Below are 17671 nucleotides of genomic sequence, written 5' to 3' on the forward strand. Positions count from 1 at the left end.
CATCATTTAACTAATGAAAAACTTTGTACTTGCCACCCTGGTCTTTTTATGCACCTTTGCCGCCCGGGCAGAGATCAAAAGAGATACTACAATAATTGAGTTTTCTGATAAAAAAGTCAATAAAAGAATCACTGTCATAAGTACAGGTGAAAAGGAAATAGACTTACCGGTATCCATGGATCTTAACGAAGTTCTTAAAGAACTTGGAATAGATACCACCGAAAGAGAAAAAGCTCTGGTTTTGTTAGGAGAAGATAATGGAAAGAAAGACACTTTGCTATTGATATCTCAATCCGGTCAGAGAATTCAGATTGTAACAAAACAGCCGCTTCTCAATAGAGCCAAGGACACAACTATAGTCGATGATTATCAAGAGCCCCCTATATCAAATGAAAGGGAACCTGATCAATGGAACTCAGGTAATGACTGGGACAAACAACAAAATCAAAAGCGTGAAGAAAAACCGAAACGCTTCTTTTCGAAAAGTGACTTCGGGTTTTATATCGGTCTGAATAATTTTGTCAACGCCTCATCTGGCAATTCAACATTCCCAGAACTTAGAACATGGCGTTCAAGATATGTAGCTTTGTCATTCCGTAAAAACGCCACTTTACTTCGTGGAAAATCTGCGGACCTCGCATTAAGTTATGGGCCGGAAATTGCCTGGTATAATTTTATGTTTGAGAATAGTAAAACTGCCTATTATAATAATGAGCAGGTACGTTTCGATGATGCTGATTTTTCAACCTCAAAGTCAAAGCTTGTGATGCCCTACCTCAATTTTCCTGTTTTGCTCAACCTCGGCTTCAAAGAAGACAAGTTTAAGTTCGGAGTTGGGGGATATATAGGATACAGAATTGGAAGTTACACCAAAACAAAAGATACCAACGGCAACAAAGAGAAGAATAAATCGACATATGGTTTCAATAACGTTCCATATGGCCTCACCGCGGAGCTTGGCCGAAAGAATGGATTGACACTATTTTTTAGATATGACCTCACCAAAACTTTCCGGTCAAATCAGACAAACGTCAATGATTTACAAGCCTTTAGTGCTGGCTTAAGACTCTAAGAGTATGACTTGAAAACAAAGAGTTTTTAAGATCAAAAAACTTCATCTGAAAAAAGATGAAGTTTTTTTTGGGGTAATTTTGCCAAAACAAAAAAACGCCATACTTTTGCAACTCCTTTTTCGGGGGAGAAGTTCTTTGAATAGAAATACTGAGTAATTGGGGGTGTACCAGAGTGGCCAAATGGGGCAGACTGTAAATCTGCTGGCTTACGCCTACGGTGGTTCGAATCCATCCGCCCCCACTCATCTTAATGGATGTATTACATTGAATGCGGGCGTAGCTCAGTTGGTAGAGCGACAGCCTTCCAAGCTGTAGGTCGCGGGTTCGAACCTCGTCGCCCGCTCAATTTAAGCCTTCGTAGCTCAGGGGTAGAGCACTTCCTTGGTAAGGAAGAGGTCGGCAGTTCAAATCTGCTCGAAGGCTCTGCTTAGTATTTGAGATTCGAGGCCTTTTCGGGGCTTTTTTGAGTTTCCGGAAAATCGTTTGAATTTTTATTTTTGAAATTTTATACAATTTAATTTTATAATAATATGGCAAAAGCAAATTTTGACCGTAGTAAACCCCACGTAAATATTGGTACTATCGGTCACGTTGACCACGGTAAGACTACTTTGACAGCTGCAATTACAACTGTTCTTGCACAAAAAGGTCTTTCTGAGTTGAGAGATTTCTCTTCAATTGACAACGCACCAGAAGAAAAAGAGCGTGGTATCACTATCAATACCTCTCACGTGGAGTATCAGACAGCAAATCGTCACTATGCTCACGTAGACTGTCCGGGTCACGCCGACTACGTTAAAAACATGGTAACAGGTGCTGCTCAGATGGACGGTGCTATTCTTGTTGTTGCCGCTACTGATGGTCCAATGCCTCAGACTCGCGAGCACATCCTTCTTGCTCGTCAGGTAGGTGTACCTCAGCTTGTTGTTTTCATGAACAAAGTTGACATGGTTGATGATCCTGAACTACTTGAACTAGTAGAAATGGAGATTCGTGAACTATTGTCATTCTATAAATTTGATGGTGATAACATCCCTGTAATTCAAGGTTCTGCTCTTGGTGGCTTGAACGGTGAAGAGAAGTGGGTAAAAACTATCGAAGAACTAATGGATGCTGTTGACAGCTTCATTCCACTTCCTGAAAGAGCTACTGATAAGCCATTCCTAATGCCTGTTGAAGATGTATTCTCAATCACAGGTCGTGGTACAGTTGCAACTGGTCGTATCGAGACTGGTGTAATTAACTCTGGTGAAGCAGTAGACATCCTTGGTATGGGTGCTGAGAACCTTAAGTCTACCGTAACTGGTGTGGAAATGTTCCGTAAGATCCTTGACAGAGGTGAGGCTGGTGATAACGTAGGTCTACTTCTTAGAGGTATTGAGAAAACCGATATCAAACGTGGTATGGTAATCTGTAAGCCTGGTTCTGTGAAGCCTCACAGCAAATTCAAGGCTGAAGTTTACGTACTATCAAAAGAAGAAGGTGGTCGTCACACTCCATTCTTCAACAAGTATCGTCCTCAGTTCTACCTAAGAACTACTGACGTTACAGGTGAAATCATGCTACCGGAAAACGTAGAAATGGTTATGCCAGGTGATAACGTAACTATCGAAGTAACTCTTATCAACGCTGTAGCGATGGACAAAGGTCTTCGTTTCGCGATCAGAGAAGGTGGCCGTACAGTAGGTGCTGGTCAGGTTACTGAAATTATCGAGTAATTTTAGAATTATTCATATACAAAAGCACTCCTTCACAGGAGTGCTTTTTTTGTGTTTCAAAGCATGAAATCTTCGAAGAACGCAGCCATCATTTTCATCTTTATTACAGTTCTGATCGACGTAATCGGTATCGGAATCGTAATACCGATCATCCCGGCTCTGATCAAGGATTTGACAGGTGGCTCCACTAGTGAGGCAAGTCAATATGCCCTTTGGCTGGTTTTGCTTTATGCAGTTATGCAGTTCTTCTTTTCTCCGGTTATCGGGGGACTAAGCGACCAGTATGGACGACGTAAAATCCTCTTGATAACCCTTTTAGGTTTCGCTATTGACTCACTGTTTCAAGCTTTGGCCCCGACCATTAGCTGGCTTTTTCTCGGGCGAGCCATTTCAGGAATTTTAGGTGCCAGTTTCACCACAGCAAATGCCTACATCGCAGATATCAGCCCTGCGGAAAAGAGGTCCCAAAATTTTGGTATGATTGGAGCTGCTTTTGGTTTGGGCTTTATCATCGGTCCTACAATTGGTGGTCTGCTTGGTTCATTTGGCCCAAGGGTTCCTTTCTTTGCTTCAGCTGTTCTTTCTATTCTAAACTGGTTCTATGGATACTTGATTTTACCCGAATCATTACCCATTGAAAAACGAAGAAAGTTTAACTGGAAAAGGGCTAACCCATTTGGTTCTTTAAAAAACCTCAGTCGATATCCGTTAGTGTTGAGTTTAGTAGCTTCTTTGTTTTTAGTCTATATCGCGGGCTATGCTCCACAGGCTGTATGGTCATTTTATACTATTGAGAAGTTCCAGTGGTCTGAGTTACAGATTGGGCTTTCTCTTGGTTTTGTTGGTTTAATGATCGCTATCGTTCAGGGTGGTCTCATTCGGGTTATTATTCCAAAAATTGGGCAGGTAAAGGCTCTATTTCTTGGACTAATTATCAATGTAATAGGCCAGTTTGCATTCTCGATAGTAACTGAGGGATGGATGATGTATGTGATCATGGTTCCTTTTGCATTAAGTGGACTTTCAAATCCTGCTTTTCAGGGTCTTATTTCAAATGAGGTCCCAGATACCGAGCAAGGAGAGTTACAAGGTGCTCTCACCTCCGTTGTTGCCCTCGCTGCTATCATTGGTCAACCTTTAATGCTTTGGTTATTTGGCCATTTTACCAATAAAGAAAACGCCGTTTACTTCCCGGGTGCTCCTTTTCTGGCCGGCTCAATTCTTTGCCTTCTCAGCATTGGCTTCACCTATCGCCTGATTTATTATAAAAAGCAAAAGTGATTTGCAAATAATAATTTTATACCTATTTTTGCAGCCCTGAATGCTCCTCACAAGGAGTATCTTTTTTTATACACGGGCATAGTTCAATGGTAGAATAGCGGTCTCCAAAACCGTTGATCAGGGTTCGAATCCTTGTGCCCGTGCTTTTAATCTATTATCATGGATAAATTACAAAAGTTTATTAAAGAGTCTTGGCACGAGATTACCAAAGAGGTAACCTGGCCAAAATTCAGCGAACTACAGTCCAGTGCCACATTGGTATTAGTTGCCTCAGTAATTTTCGCACTTGTGGTGGGAGCTATTGACTTCCTTATAGACAATGGCCTTAAGCTACTGTATCAATCCTTCTAAGACATGAGCGAGTTAAATTGGTACGTAATCAGAGCGGTTTCTGGTCAGGAAAAAAAGATCAAAAACTACATTGAGAATGAAGCAGCCAGAGAAAACCTCACTGACTTTATCCCTCAGGTTCTGATTCCGTCGGAAAAAATAGTTGAAATCAGAAACGGCAAAAAGAGAGTTCGTGAAAAGAACTATCTCCCAGGCTACATGCTTATCCAGGCAGACCTCAACAATGGTGAGGTAATGCACATGGTAAAAAGCTTGCCTGGTGTTATTGGATTTTTGCGTAAAGATGGTAACTCATCGATTGAACCTGAACCCCTTCGTCAATCAGAAATCAACAGATTCCTTGGTGTTCAAAATGAAGAAGAGGAAGAGACGATTGATTCTAATATTTCGTTCGCAGTTGGCGAATCTGTCAAAGTGATTGACGGACCATTCTCCACTTTCGAAGGAAGTGTGGAAGAAGTCTTTGAAGACAAGAAGAAACTAAATGTAAGTGTTAAGATTTTTGGAAGAAGCACTCCGGTAGAATTGAGCTATCTTCAGGTAGAAAAGCTATCGTAATCTCAAGATAAACTTGTTATGAAAGCCTGTTCTGAAAAGAGCAGGCTTTTTTCTTTCAGACTCTTCTGTATTCATTTTATTTTCAAAGACTTATTGTCAATTCCGGAGAATTATTCTACCTTTGCAGTCCGTTTCTGAAAACCTAGTTTTTTGAGATGGCGTAAAGTCAATTTATTTCTTGTCAGTTTTCTTGAAAAAGTAACTGTTAGGCTTCCCCTGAGAACAGATTGATTTTATGGAGAAACGAATGAGCAATTTGCCATTTAACTAATTGATTGTGACTAGATTAGTTAAAACATTTTGTGGTTCGTCATTTCGTATTTCTCATCATTAAAATAGTATAAACAATGGCGAAAGAAATCGCAGGATACTTAAAATTGCAGGCAAAGGGTGGCCAGGCCAACCCAGCACCTCCGATTGGTCCTGCCCTAGGTTCTAAGGGTATTAATATTATGGAGTTCTGTAAGCAGTTTAATGCCAGAACTCAAGATAAAATGGGACAAGTGGTTCCGGTTTTAGTAACATACTATACCGACAAATCATTTGATTTCGTAATTAAGACCCCTCCTACTGCCGTACTATTATTGGATGCAGCGAAAGTTAAGAAAGGTTCAGATCAGCCAAACCGTGCTAAAGTTGGTTCCGTTACTTGGGATCAGGTGAAGACAATTGCTGAAACGAAAATGCCTGACTTGAACTGTTTCACCATTGAGTCTGCCATGAAAATGGTAGCTGGTAGTGCAGCAAATATGGGCTTAAGAATCAAAGGCGAAAGACCGTTTTAGTATTAAACAATTAACATGGGAGTCACGCCTTGAGCGTGACGTTATTACCAACATTTTCTTATGGCAAGAATTAGTAAAAAAAGAAAAGAGGCTCTTGAAAAGTACGACCCTTCAAAGGAGTACTCCTTATCAGAAGCTGCCGAAATTTTGAAAGAGATTTCTTACACAAAATTTGACGCTTCAGTTGATTTGGATATTCGTTTGGGTGTAGACCCTCGTAAAGCCGACCAAATGGTTCGTGGCGTTGTTGCTCTTCCTCACGGAACGGGTAAAGACGTTAAGGTATTAGTGCTTTGTACTCCTGATAAGGAGCAGGAAGCTAAAGATGCCGGAGCTGACCACGTTGGCCTTGATGACTACATCTCAAAAATTGAGAAGGGCTGGACAGACATTGACGTGATCATCACTATGCCTGCTGTAATGGCCAAGCTTGGCCGTCTGGGTAGAGTATTAGGCCCTAGAGGCCTTATGCCAAACCCTAAAGCAGGTACTGTAACTCCTAATGTAGGTGAAGCAGTTAAGGATGTGAAAGCTGGTAAAATCGACTTTAAAGTTGATAAAACTGGTATCGTTCACGCTGGTGTGGGTAAAGTTTCTTTCAGTGCTGAGCAGATCCTTGGTAACGCGAATGAGTTGATCCAAACGATCATCAAATTAAAACCATCTTCTGCAAAAGGTACCTACATGAAAGGAATCACATTGTCTAGCACAATGAGTCCGGGTATTAAGATTGACAGAACCTCTATTAAAGGATTGCAATCATGAATAAAGAACAAAAAGGAGCTGTTATTCAGGATTTGGCTGAAAAGTTTGCCAATAACCCGTACTTCTATATTACAGATGCCAGTGGCATGTCTGTAGCCAAAACAAACAAGTTGAGAAGACTTTGTTTTGAAAGAGGTATAGAGTACAAAGTGGTAAAAAATACGCTGATCGAGAAAGCTCTTGAAACACTCGAAGCTGATTACACGCCATTCAAAGAGTCAGTACTGAAAGGTTTTTCAGGTATCATGTTTCACCCTGAGTCAGGGAAAGATGCCGCTAAACTTATTCAGGACTTTTTAAAGGACAACAAAGATTCAATTAAGCTGAAAGGTGCATCAATCGAAAGTGACCTATTTATCGGTCATGGCGAGTTGGATAACCTTGCGAAACTGAAATCTAAGACTGAGCTTATTGGCGATGTGATCATGTTGCTTCAATCTCCTGCCAAAACCGTTATTGGTGGTCTGCAGAGTGGAGGCAGCAACCTGGCTGGTATTCTTAAAACTCTTTCAGAGAAAGAAGCCGCCTAATTTTTATTAATCAAATTAAAACTATTTAAAATTTTACAATAATGGCAGATTTAAAAGATTTTGCTGAGCAATTAGTTAACCTAACTGTTAAGGAAGTTAAAGAGTTAGCAGACATTCTTAAAGATGAGTACGGTATTGAGCCTGCTGCTGGTGGAGCTGTTATGATGGCTGGTCCTGCTGCTGGTGGTGATGCCCCTGCTGCTGAAGAGAAGTCAACTTTTGACGTAATCCTTAAAGCTGCTGGTGGAAGCAAACTTCAGGTAGTTAAGCTTGTTAAAGATCTTGCTGGTCTTGGTCTTAAAGAAGCTAAAGAACTAGTTGACGGTGCTCCTAAGGCTGTTAAAGAAGGTATCGCTAAAGACGAAGCTGAAGCTTTGAAGAAGCAGCTTGAAGAAGCTGGTGCTGAAGTAGAGCTAGCTTAAGCTATAAGCATAAAAACACATCAGACTCGGTCCGGTTTTCAAATGAAAATCGGTCGAGTCTTTTGCTGTAAATAAAAGACCCACTACTCAAAAAACACAACTTAAAGAATATTAGGACGTTACAGTTCTGATCCGTAAAAAATTTAGTCCGATACACTTCTGTTTTTCGTGGGACAGTTGCACAGGGACTTGATTTGGCTTCACCTCGAGTTTTTTGGATTATCAGGCGGCAGGCCAGATAAGCTCAAGTAATTTAAATTATTCACTTTTTAAACGATTTAAAGCCTTGAATTTGACAGAAACCGGAAGGAAGACTTTTGCCAGTGTTCATCCCGCTTTAGAATATCCAGACTTTCTGGACATTCAGCTTCAATCATTCCAGGAGTTTTTCCAAATCGACACACCCGCTGAAAGCCGCCGTGCCGAAGGCCTCTACAAGGTGTTCATGGACAATTTCCCGATTGCAGACTCGCGTGAGAACTTTGTTTTAGAATTCGTTGACTACACAGTTGACCCCCCAAAATACTCAATTGATGAGTGTATAGACAGAGGACTAACCTACTCAGTTCCTCTGAAAGCAAAGCTAAGATTGCTTTGTAATGACGAAGACAATGAGGATTTCGAAACCATGGAGCAGGAAGTTTTCCTTGGAAACATTCCTTACATGACTGAAAGAGGTTCGTTCGTCATCAATGGTGCTGAGCGTGTTATCGTTTCTCAGCTTCACAGATCACCGGGTGTGTTCTTTTCAATGAGTAAGCACACTAATGGTACCAAGCTTTATTCAGCCCGTGTTATCCCAATGAAAGGATCATGGATTGAATTCTCAACCGACGTAAACAATGTGATGTATGCGTACATCGACCGTAAGAAGAAATTCCCGGTAACCACATTGCTTCGTTCTATTGGTTTTGGTACTGATAAAGACATCCTTAACCTTTTCGAATTATCCGAAGAGATTAAGGCTACCAAGAAAGACCTTAAAAAAGCAGTTGGCCGTAAGCTTGCTGCCCGTGTTTTGAAAACATGGACTGAGGATTTCGTGGATGAAGATACCGGTGAGGTAGTTTCTATTGACAGAAACGAGGTCATTATGGAGCGTGACTCTATCATTACTGATGAGGACATTGACCTGATCCTTGATACCGATTCTAAGTCAGTGATTTTGCACCGTGAAGATGCAAACCTTGCTGATTATAATATCATTTATAATACACTTCAGAAAGATAGCTCAAACTCAGAAAAAGAAGCGGTAGAGCAGATTTACCGTCAATTGAGAAATACCGAGGCTCCTGATGAGGCTACAGCCCGTGAAATTATCCAGGGTCTGTTCTTCTCTGAGAAACGTTATGATTTAGGTGAAGTTGGTCGTTACAGAGTTAACACCAAACTTAAGTTAGACACTGAGCTTTCTAAGCGTGTATTGACTACTGAAGATATCATTCGTATCGTAAAGTATCTGATCACTTTGATCAATGCCAAGGCGGTTGTCGATGATATTGACCACCTTTCTAACAGACGTGTACGTACAGTAGGTGAGCAGCTTTCAAGCCAGTTTGGCGTAGGCCTTGCCCGTATGGCTCGTACCATCAAAGAAAGAATGAACGTTAGAGATAACGAAGACTTTAAGCCGGTTGATCTGATCAACGCCCGTACTTTGTCTTCAGTAATCAACTCGTTCTTTGGTACTAACCAGCTTTCACAGTTCATGGATCAAACGAATCCACTGGCTGAGATTACGCATAAAAGAAGAATGTCAGCTCTTGGGCCTGGAGGTCTTTCAAGAGAAAGAGCAGGTTTTGAGGTTCGTGACGTTCACTATACGCACTACGGTCGTCTTTGTACTATTGAGACTCCTGAAGGTCCAAACATTGGTTTGATCTCTTCTCTTTGTACTTATGCCAAGATTAACTCAATGGGCTTCATTGAGACCCCGTATAATAAAATTGTTGATGGTAAACTTTCAGGTGAAGTCGAGTATTTAACTGCTGAATCTGAAGATGGTAAAAACATTGCCATGGCTACTCCTGATGTGAAGGAGAATGGTGCCTTTACCACTGACTCATTGAAATGTCGTTTCGAAGGTGACTTCCCTCTGAAAGATCCTAAAGAAATTGACTATATGGATATCGCTCCAAACCAGATTGTGTCTGTTGCGGCCTCCATTATTCCTTTTCTTGAGCATGATGATGCCAACCGTGCCCTGATGGGTTCAAACATGCAGCGTCAAGCAGTTCCATTGCTTCGTCCAGAGGCACCTATTGTAGGTACTGGTCTTGAGAGCCGTATTGCACGTGATTCCCGTACAATGGTTGTGGCTGAAGGTGAAGGAACAATTGATTATGTTGACGCCAACAAAATCGTTGTTAATTACGACTGGACTGAAGAGGACGTAATGGTTAACTTCAATACCAGCCAGAAGGAATACTCACTTATCAAGTTCCGTAGAACTAACCAGGATACTTGTATTAACCTAAGACCGATTGTTGCCAAAGGCGACAGAGTGAAGAAAGGTCAGGTACTTGTAGAAGGTTACGCTACTCAAGGCGGTGAACTTGCCCTAGGTAGAAACATGATGGTAGCCTTCATGCCATGGCAGGGTTATAACTTTGAGGATGCGATCGTAATCTCTGAAAGAGTAGTAAGAGACGATATCTTTACTTCAATTCACATTGAAGAGTTTGACCTTGAGGTTAGAGACACTAAACGTGGACAGGAAGAGCTAACTGCTGAGATACCAAACGTATCAGAAGACGCGGTTAAAAACCTTGATGAAAACGGTATCGTAAGAACGGGTACATTCATCAAAGAAGGTGATATCCTTATTGGTAAGATCACTCCAAAAGGTGAGTCTGATCCAACACCTGAAGAGAAACTTCTTCGTGCTATCTTCGGTGATAAAGCCGGTGATGTGAAAGATGCTTCTAAGAAAGCTTCTCCGTCATTAAGAGGTATGGTGATTGACACCAAACTATTCTCAAGACCAAGCAAAGAAGAAAGAGCCAAGCATAAAGAAGAGGTGAAATTGTTGTTGAAATCTCACAGCAAAAACCTTTCTGAATTGAAAGAAATCATGATCGACAAGATGGTGAACATTCTTTCTGGCAAAACTTCTCAGGGTGTGAAGCATAAGTTTGGTGATGAGTTGATCTCTAAAGGAGTGAAATTCAACAAGTCAAACATTACAAACAACCTATTCCCGGAGAAAAACCCATACGTTGACGAAAGTACCTATAGTGTGCCTGAAGAGTCAAACCTTTTGGGTGATATCCTTCTTGAAGGCTGGACTAAGGACGACCATACCAACGCCATGCTGATCAGACTTGTGAAAAACTATCTGAGCAAGCGTAGTGAAATAATGGGTGAATTTAAGCGTGAGCGTTTTGTCCTGGAAGTTGGTGATGAACTACCTGCAGGTATTGTAAAACTGGCCAAAGTTTACATCGCTAAGAAGCGTAAACTTAAAGTGGGTGATAAGATGGCCGGTCGTCACGGTAACAAAGGTGTGGTTGCGAAAATCGTTCGTGACGAAGACATGCCATTCCTTGAAGACGGCTCTACTGTAGACATCGTTCTTAACCCGCTTGGTGTACCTTCCCGTATGAACATCGGTCAGCTATACGAAACTGTATTAGGCTGGGCCGGTAGAAAACTAGGAAGAAAGTATGCTACGCCAATCTTTGATGGTGCTTCTGCTGATGAGGTTTCTGCTGAATTAACTGAAGCCGGCTTACCAGAATTTGGTCGTACAGAGCTTTACAACGGTTTAACCGGTGAGAAGTTTGACCAGAAAGTTACAGTAGGTATTATCTACATGCTGAAACTAGGTCACCTGGTTGATGACAAGATGCACGCCCGTTCTATCGGACCATACTCATTGATTACACAGCAGCCATTGGGTGGTAAAGCTCAGTTTGGTGGTCAGCGTTTTGGTGAGATGGAGGTTTGGGCACTTGAGGCCTTTGGTGCATCGCATATCCTTCGCGAGATTCTGACTGTGAAGTCTGATGACGTGATTGGTCGTGCGAAAGCCTATGAGGCTATTGTGAAAGGAGAAAACCTTCCGAAACCAAGTATCCCAGAATCATTCAATGTACTTGTACATGAATTGAGAGGCTTGGCTCTTGAAATCACCTTGAAATAATTTTTGAATCATTTTCATTAAAACATATAGAAAATGTCTTTAAAGAAAAACAAAAAACTCAACAGCGACTTTAACAGCATAACCATAAGTCTTGCTTCGCCGGAATCAATTCTGGAGAGCTCTTATGGTGAGGTTACGCAGCCGGAAACTATTAACTACAGAACGTACAAGCCTGAAATGGGCGGTCTTTTCTGTGAGCGTACTTTCGGCCCGACCAAAGACTGGGAATGTCACTGTGGAAAATATAAGCGTATTCGCTATAAAGGTATCATCTGCGACCGTTGTGGTGTGGAAGTTACCGAAAAGAAAGTTCGTAGAGAGCGTATGGGACACATCGAATTGGTGGTTCCTGTAGCTCATATCTGGTATTTCAAAAGCCTTCCGAACAAGATTGGTTACCTATTAGGCCTTTCTTCTAAGAAGCTTGATCAAATTATTTATTACGAGCGTTATGTGGTTATTCAACCAGGTATCAAAGAGGAAGATGGTCTTGCATACATGGACTACCTTACCGAAGAAGAATATCTTGATACCGTAGATAAGCTTCCAAGAGAAAACCAAATGCTCCCTGACGATGATCCTCAAAAGTTCATCGCAAAAATGGGTGCTGAAGCTCTTGAAATGCTATTGGCGAGATTAAACCTGGATGAGCTTTCATACCAGCTTCGTCATCAGGCAGCTACTGATACTTCTCAGCAAAGAAAAGCTGAGGCTTTGAAACGTTTGAGAATTGTAGAGGCTTTCCGTGATGCGAATACCCGTATTGAAAACCGCCCTGAGTGGATGGTGATCAAAATGGTACCGGTTATTCCACCAGAGCTTCGTCCACTTGTTCCTTTGGATGGTGGTCGTTTTGCAACTTCTGACTTGAATGACCTTTACAGACGTGTAATCATCAGAAACAACCGTCTGAAAAGACTTCTTGAGATCAAAGCTCCCGAAGTAATTCTAAGAAACGAGAAGCGTATGCTTCAGGAAGCAGTTGATTCACTTTTTGATAACTCAAGAAAAGTTAACGCCGTAAGATCTGATGGAAACCGTGCATTGAAATCACTTTCAGATATGCTGAAAGGTAAGCAGGGTCGTTTCCGTCAAAACCTATTGGGTAAGCGTGTTGACTACTCTGGTCGTTCGGTTATCGTAGTAGGTCCAGAGCTTAAACTTCACGAGTGTGGTCTTCCTAAAGGAATGGCTGCTGAACTTTTCAAACCTTTCATTATCCGTAAGTTGATTGAGAGAGGTATTGTGAAAACTGTGAAGTCTGCGAAGAAAATCGTTGACCGTAAAGACGCGGTGGTATGGGATATCCTTGAAAATGTATTGAAAGGACACCCTGTATTGCTAAACCGTGCTCCTACTCTTCACCGTTTGGGTATCCAGGCTTTCCAACCAAAATTGGTTGAAGGTAAGGCAATTCAACTTCACCCGTTAGTATGTACAGCGTTTAACGCTGACTTTGACGGTGACCAGATGGCCGTTCACGTACCATTAGGTCATGAAGCCGTAATGGAAGCTTCTATTTTGATGCTTTCTTCTCATAACATTCTTAACCCTGCGAACGGTGCTCCTATTACCGTACCTTCTCAGGACATGGTTCTTGGCCTTTACTATGTAACAAAAGGTAAGAAGTCTACAGAAAATGAGAAAATTGCCGGTGAAGGAATGACCTTCTACTCTCCGGAAGAGGTAATCATCGCCCTTAACGAAGGTGTAGTTTCAAAACATGCCTACATTAAGTGTAAGGTTAAAGTCAAAAATGAAGCTGGTGAGCTTGAAGATAAAGTTATTGAAACCGTAGCGGGTAGAATTCTATTCAACCAATACGTTCCGGAAGAAGTAGGTTATATCAATGAGCTATTGACCAAGAAAAAACTGCAGACCATTATTGGTCAGGTGATCAAAGAGGTGAGCTTTGCCCGTACGGCAGCTTTCCTTGATGAGATCAAAACTCTTGGTTTCCAATCAGCCTACACCGGTGGTCTTTCTATTGGTTTGGGTGACATCATGATTCCTGAAGAAAAACAGAGTCTGATTGAGAATGCCCGTGGCGAGGTAGAAGAAGTACAAAGCAATTACATGTTTGGTATTATCACCGAGCGTGAGCGTTATAACCAGATCATCGATATCTGGACCCGTGTAAACACCAGATTGAGAGAAACGCTTCTTGACCAGTTGGAAAATACCGATCAGGGCTTTAACTCAGTATATATGATGATGCACTCCGGAGCCCGTGGTTCTAAGGAGCAAATTCGTCAGCTTGGTGGAATGAGAGGTCTGATGGCTAAACCACAGAAAAACATCGCAGGTTCAGTAGGAGAAATCATTGAGAACCCAATTCTTTCTAACTTCAAAGAAGGTCTTGATGTTCTTGAGTACTTTATCTCTACACACGGTGCACGTAAAGGTCTTGCAGATACCGCCCTTAAAACAGCGGATGCGGGTTACCTTACCCGTCGTCTTCATGACGTGGCACAAGATGTTGTGGTTAACGAGGTAGACTGTGAAACTCTAAGAGGTATTACTGTTTCTGCGTTGAAAGAGAATGAAGATATCATTGAGCCATTATCTGAGAGAATTCTTGGTAGAACTGCCGTAAGTGATGTGGTTGACCACGTGACGAAGGAAGTTCTTGCTAAGGCTGGTGAAGAAATCACTGAAGAAATCGCTGAAATCATTGAGAACTCTTCGGTTGATTCAGTTGAAATTCGTTCAGCTTTGACTTGTGAAACTAAAAAAGGTGTATGTGCGAAATGTTATGGTAGAAACCTTTCTACCAATAGAATGACCGAAGTTGGTGAGGCAGTAGGTGTAATTGCTTCTCAGTCAATCGGTGAGCCGGGTACACAGCTGACACTTCGTACGTTCCACACGGGTGGGACTGCGATGAACGTTTCAGTTGATGCCAACATCAAAGCCAAATTTGGCGGTATCGCAAGCTTTGATCAGGTTAGAACAATTGATACAACCGATAAGGAAGGTAACCCTGTCACTACAGTTCTAGGTCGTAGAGGTGAAGTTAGAATCGTAGATCCTGAAACTAATCAGATCTTGATCACAAACATTATCCCTTACGGTGCACACCTTCATATCAAAGATGGTCAGAAGCTTGAAAAAGGCGATATGATTTGCCAGTGGGATCAGTTCAACGCCGTAATCATCTCTGAAATGGATGGTTCTATCGAGTACGATGCCATTGAAGAGGGTATTACTTTCCGTGAAGAGTCTGATGAGCAAACCGGTTTCAAAGACAAGGTAATTACTGATACGAAAGATAAAACCAAGAACCCTGCTGTGGTGATCAAAGGCAAGAAAGATGACGAAAAGTCATATAACTTACCTGTAGGTGCCCGTCTGATGGTAGAAAATGGCCAGAAAGTTAAAGCTGGTCACGTTCTTGCGAAAATCCCTCGTGCAGTGAATATGAACGCCGATATTACCGGTGGTCTTCCGCGTGTAACTGAGCTTTTCGAAGCCCGTAACCCATCTAACCCTGCTGTTGTTTCTGAGATCGACGGTGTGGTTTCATACGGTGGTATTAAGCGTGGTAACCGTGAGGTATTCGTTGAAGCGAAAGATGGTACTAAGATGAAATACATGGTTTCGCTTTCTAAGCTAATCCTTGTTCAGGAAGGTGACTACACCAAAGCAGGTGAGCCGCTTTCTGATGGTGCAATCACTCCGGCAGATATCCTTAGAATTAAAGGACCAACCGCAGTTCAGGAGTATTTGGTAGATGAAACTCAAGCTGTATACCGTCAGCAGGGTGTGAAACTTTCTGATAAACACATTGAGGTAATTGTACGTCAAATGATGCAGAAAGTAGATATCATTGATGCCGGTGATACCAACTTCCTTGAAATGCAAGCTGTTGATAAGTGGAAGTTCCGCGAAGAGAATGACAGAATCATGGATATGAAAGTGGTAGTTGACGCTGGTGATTCTCAGCTTTACAAGCCGGGTCAGATGTTGACAAACCGTGAGTTCAGAGATGAGAATGGTAGATTGAAGAGAGAAGATTTGAAGCAAATGGAAATTCGTGATGCGAAACCGGCAGTTTCTCAAATAATCCTTCAGGGTATTACTACCGCCTCACTGGGAACTGAATCAGTTTTCTCAGCGGCATCGTTCCAGGAAACAACTAAAGTTCTTTCACATGCTTCTGTTCAGGGTAAAGAAGATACTCTGGAAGGCTTGAAAGAGAACGTAATCGTTGGTCACCTGATTCCAGCTGGTACTGGTCGAAGAAATTATCAAAACCTGATGGTCGCTTCCAAGAAAGAAGTTGAGGCCGCTCAGGAACGGATACTCATCGAGAACCGGAAACGTGAATACGTAGACTAATTAATCGCCCCTGCTTCTGAGAAGCAGGGGCTTTTTTTTATAATTCGTCGACTTCTTTTCCGAATTCCATTTGTTTTAAATACATTTGGTAAAGTGTTCTTTTGACACTTATTATTAATAATGGATTAATCGTTCACCAGGTGAACTAATCATAGGTTAAAGTATTTTCGTCTTGGAAAGGCATTTGGGTATCCCGAATGTCTTTTTTTGTGAATAAATAGTAATGATCAATTGTACCATTATTCTTCTGAAAGAAGGTAAAAGAAGTTATTTTTGCCTTTCAAACTTAATCCCAATCCAGTGACATTAATTAAGTCTATTTCCGGTATTCGCGGCACCATCGGTGGTAAACCATCTGAAACTTTGAGCCCGATTGATGTTGTGAAATACACTGCAGCTTTCGGCAGCTTCCTCAGAAAATCTAACCCTCAAAAAAATACTATAGTAATTGGTAGAGATGCCCGTATCTCCGGAGAAATGATTTCGGGATTAGTAACCAACACCTTAATTGCACAAGGGTTTGAAGTAATTGACCTCGGATTATCGACTACACCTACTGTTGAGGTGGCGGTGCCAAAGGAAAATGCAGCTGGTGGGATTATTCTCACAGCAAGTCACAACCCAATCCAATGGAATGCTCTTAAACTTTTAAATGAAGTAGGAGAGTTTATTTCAGCAGAGGATGCAAAACTATTACTCTCCATCGCTGATCAGGAAGACTTCCAATTTGAAGATGTTAAAAAGCTGGGCTCGTACCGGAAGGATGACACCCATCTACAAAAGCATATTGAGGATATCAAAAACCTTGCTTTGGTAGATGTAGATGCCATCAAAAAAGCTGATTTCTCTATCGTTGTTGATGGTATCAATTCCTCCGGTGCTTTTGCAATTCCAGAATTGCTAAGAGCATTGGGAGTTACTTCAATAAAAGTACTTAATGAAGAGCCAAATGGTCATTTTGCTCATAACCCTGAACCATTGGCAAAACATCTGACTCACATTTCAAACGAAATGGAGAAAGGTGATTTTGATTTAGGTATAGTTGTTGACCCAGATGTGGACAGACTGGCCTTTGTCAATGAAAACGGTGAGCTTTTCGGAGAGGAATACACTTTGGTGGCTGTGGCAGACTACATTCTTTCTAAAACTCCCAAAGGAGCCAAAACGGTTTCTAACCTCTCCTCCACCCTGGCATTAAAAGACATTACTGAGAAACATGGCGGCGAATACTTTGCTTCAGCCGTTGGCGAAGTAAATGTGGTGAATAAAATGAAGGAAGTAGGTGCTGTGATTGGCGGTGAAGGTAACGGAGGTATTATTTACCCAGAACTTCACTACGGAAGGGATGCACTTGTAGGAGTGGCCCTGTTTTTGTCTCATTTAGCTCATTTCAATAAGCCTGTGGGCTTTTTAAGAAAAACATACCCCAACTATTTTATTGCCAAGAAAAAGATTGATCTGGACCCATCTATGGACGTTGACCATATCCTTGAACAGATCACCGTTAAATACAAGAAATACCCCATTGACCTTCAGGATGGGATTAAAATTCTGTTTGAAAAAGAATGGGTGCAATTGAGAAAATCAAACACAGAACCGATCGTAAGAATATACGCAGAGTCTGAGTTTGAAACCACGGCAGATAACCTTGCAGATAAAATTATCAGTGATATCAAGGAGATCGTTAATAAAACCGCTTAAAA

Annotated in this window: 12 protein-coding genes and 4 tRNA genes; all 16 read left to right on the forward strand. The window is 41.6% G+C overall.

The annotated features are described in order from the left end of the window. The first annotated feature begins 13 nt into the window (after positions 1-13). The 16 genes from AFM12_RS18930 (at position 14) to glmM (ending at position 17669) form a co-directional block, all read left to right on the forward strand. Positions 14-1072: an outer membrane beta-barrel protein gene (locus AFM12_RS18930; RefSeq protein ID WP_055151884.1), complete on the forward strand. Its 1059-nt coding sequence runs from the start codon at positions 14-16 to the stop codon at positions 1070-1072. Between the two features lie 159 nt (positions 1073-1231). Further along, positions 1232-1314, forward strand: a tRNA-Tyr gene (locus AFM12_RS18935). Between the two features lie 29 nt (positions 1315-1343). Further along, a tRNA-Gly gene (locus AFM12_RS18940) sits at positions 1344-1416 on the forward strand. Between the two features lie 8 nt (positions 1417-1424). Then, a tRNA-Thr gene (locus AFM12_RS18945) sits at positions 1425-1496 on the forward strand. A 107-nt stretch (positions 1497-1603) separates the two neighbouring features. Further along, positions 1604-2791, forward strand: a complete 1188-nt coding sequence (gene tuf / locus AFM12_RS18950) for an elongation factor Tu (protein ID WP_055151887.1) — start codon at positions 1604-1606, stop codon at positions 2789-2791. A 63-nt stretch (positions 2792-2854) separates the two neighbouring features. After that, positions 2855-4072, forward strand: a complete 1218-nt coding sequence (locus AFM12_RS18955) for a TCR/Tet family MFS transporter (RefSeq protein ID WP_055151890.1) — start codon at positions 2855-2857, stop codon at positions 4070-4072. 72 nt (positions 4073-4144) lie between these two features. Beyond that, positions 4145-4215 (forward strand) — tRNA-Trp (locus AFM12_RS18960). A gap of 16 nt (positions 4216-4231) precedes the next feature. Next, on the forward strand, positions 4232-4423 hold the full coding sequence (gene secE, locus AFM12_RS18965) for a preprotein translocase subunit SecE (protein WP_055151892.1): 192 nt from the start codon (positions 4232-4234) through the stop codon (positions 4421-4423). Positions 4424-4426: 3 nt separating this feature from the next. Then, a complete protein-coding gene (nusG, locus tag AFM12_RS18970; protein ID WP_055151895.1) occupies positions 4427-4981 on the forward strand; it encodes a transcription termination/antitermination protein NusG in 555 nt (184 codons plus the stop codon). A gap of 347 nt (positions 4982-5328) precedes the next feature. Further along, positions 5329-5766 carry a 50S ribosomal protein L11 gene (rplK, locus tag AFM12_RS18975; protein ID WP_055151898.1) on the forward strand — a complete coding sequence of 146 codons (438 nt, stop codon included), beginning with the start codon at positions 5329-5331 and terminating at the stop codon, positions 5764-5766. Between the two features lie 60 nt (positions 5767-5826). After that, positions 5827-6531, forward strand: a complete 705-nt coding sequence (gene rplA, locus AFM12_RS18980) for a 50S ribosomal protein L1 (protein ID WP_055151901.1) — start codon at positions 5827-5829, stop codon at positions 6529-6531. After that, the gene (rplJ, locus tag AFM12_RS18985) at positions 6528-7061 is read left to right on the forward strand and encodes a 50S ribosomal protein L10 (RefSeq protein ID WP_055151904.1); all 534 of its coding nucleotides are present in this window, start codon (positions 6528-6530) and stop codon (positions 7059-7061) included. Before rplA ends, rplJ begins: the two co-directional genes overlap by 4 nt. 41 nt (positions 7062-7102) lie before the next feature. After that, on the forward strand, positions 7103-7483 hold the full coding sequence (gene rplL / locus AFM12_RS18990; RefSeq protein ID WP_055151907.1) for a 50S ribosomal protein L7/L12: 381 nt from the start codon (positions 7103-7105) through the stop codon (positions 7481-7483). Between the two features lie 286 nt (positions 7484-7769). Beyond that, positions 7770-11627, forward strand: a complete 3858-nt coding sequence (gene rpoB, locus AFM12_RS18995; RefSeq protein WP_055151974.1) for a DNA-directed RNA polymerase subunit beta — start codon at positions 7770-7772, stop codon at positions 11625-11627. 33 nt (positions 11628-11660) lie between these two features. After that, positions 11661-15968 carry a DNA-directed RNA polymerase subunit beta' gene (gene rpoC / locus AFM12_RS19000; RefSeq protein WP_055151910.1) on the forward strand — a complete coding sequence of 1436 codons (4308 nt, stop codon included), beginning with the start codon at positions 11661-11663 and terminating at the stop codon, positions 15966-15968. Positions 15969-16268: 300 nt separating this feature from the next. Next, positions 16269-17669 (forward strand): phosphoglucosamine mutase, encoded by a 1401-nt coding sequence (gene glmM / locus AFM12_RS19005; RefSeq protein ID WP_055151913.1) that lies wholly within the window; start codon positions 16269-16271, stop codon positions 17667-17669. Positions 17670-17671: the final 2 nt, after the last annotated feature.

The organism is Jiulongibacter sediminis (assembly GCF_001306455.1).
Lineage (GTDB): Bacteria > Bacteroidota > Bacteroidia > Cytophagales > Spirosomataceae > Jiulongibacter > Jiulongibacter sediminis.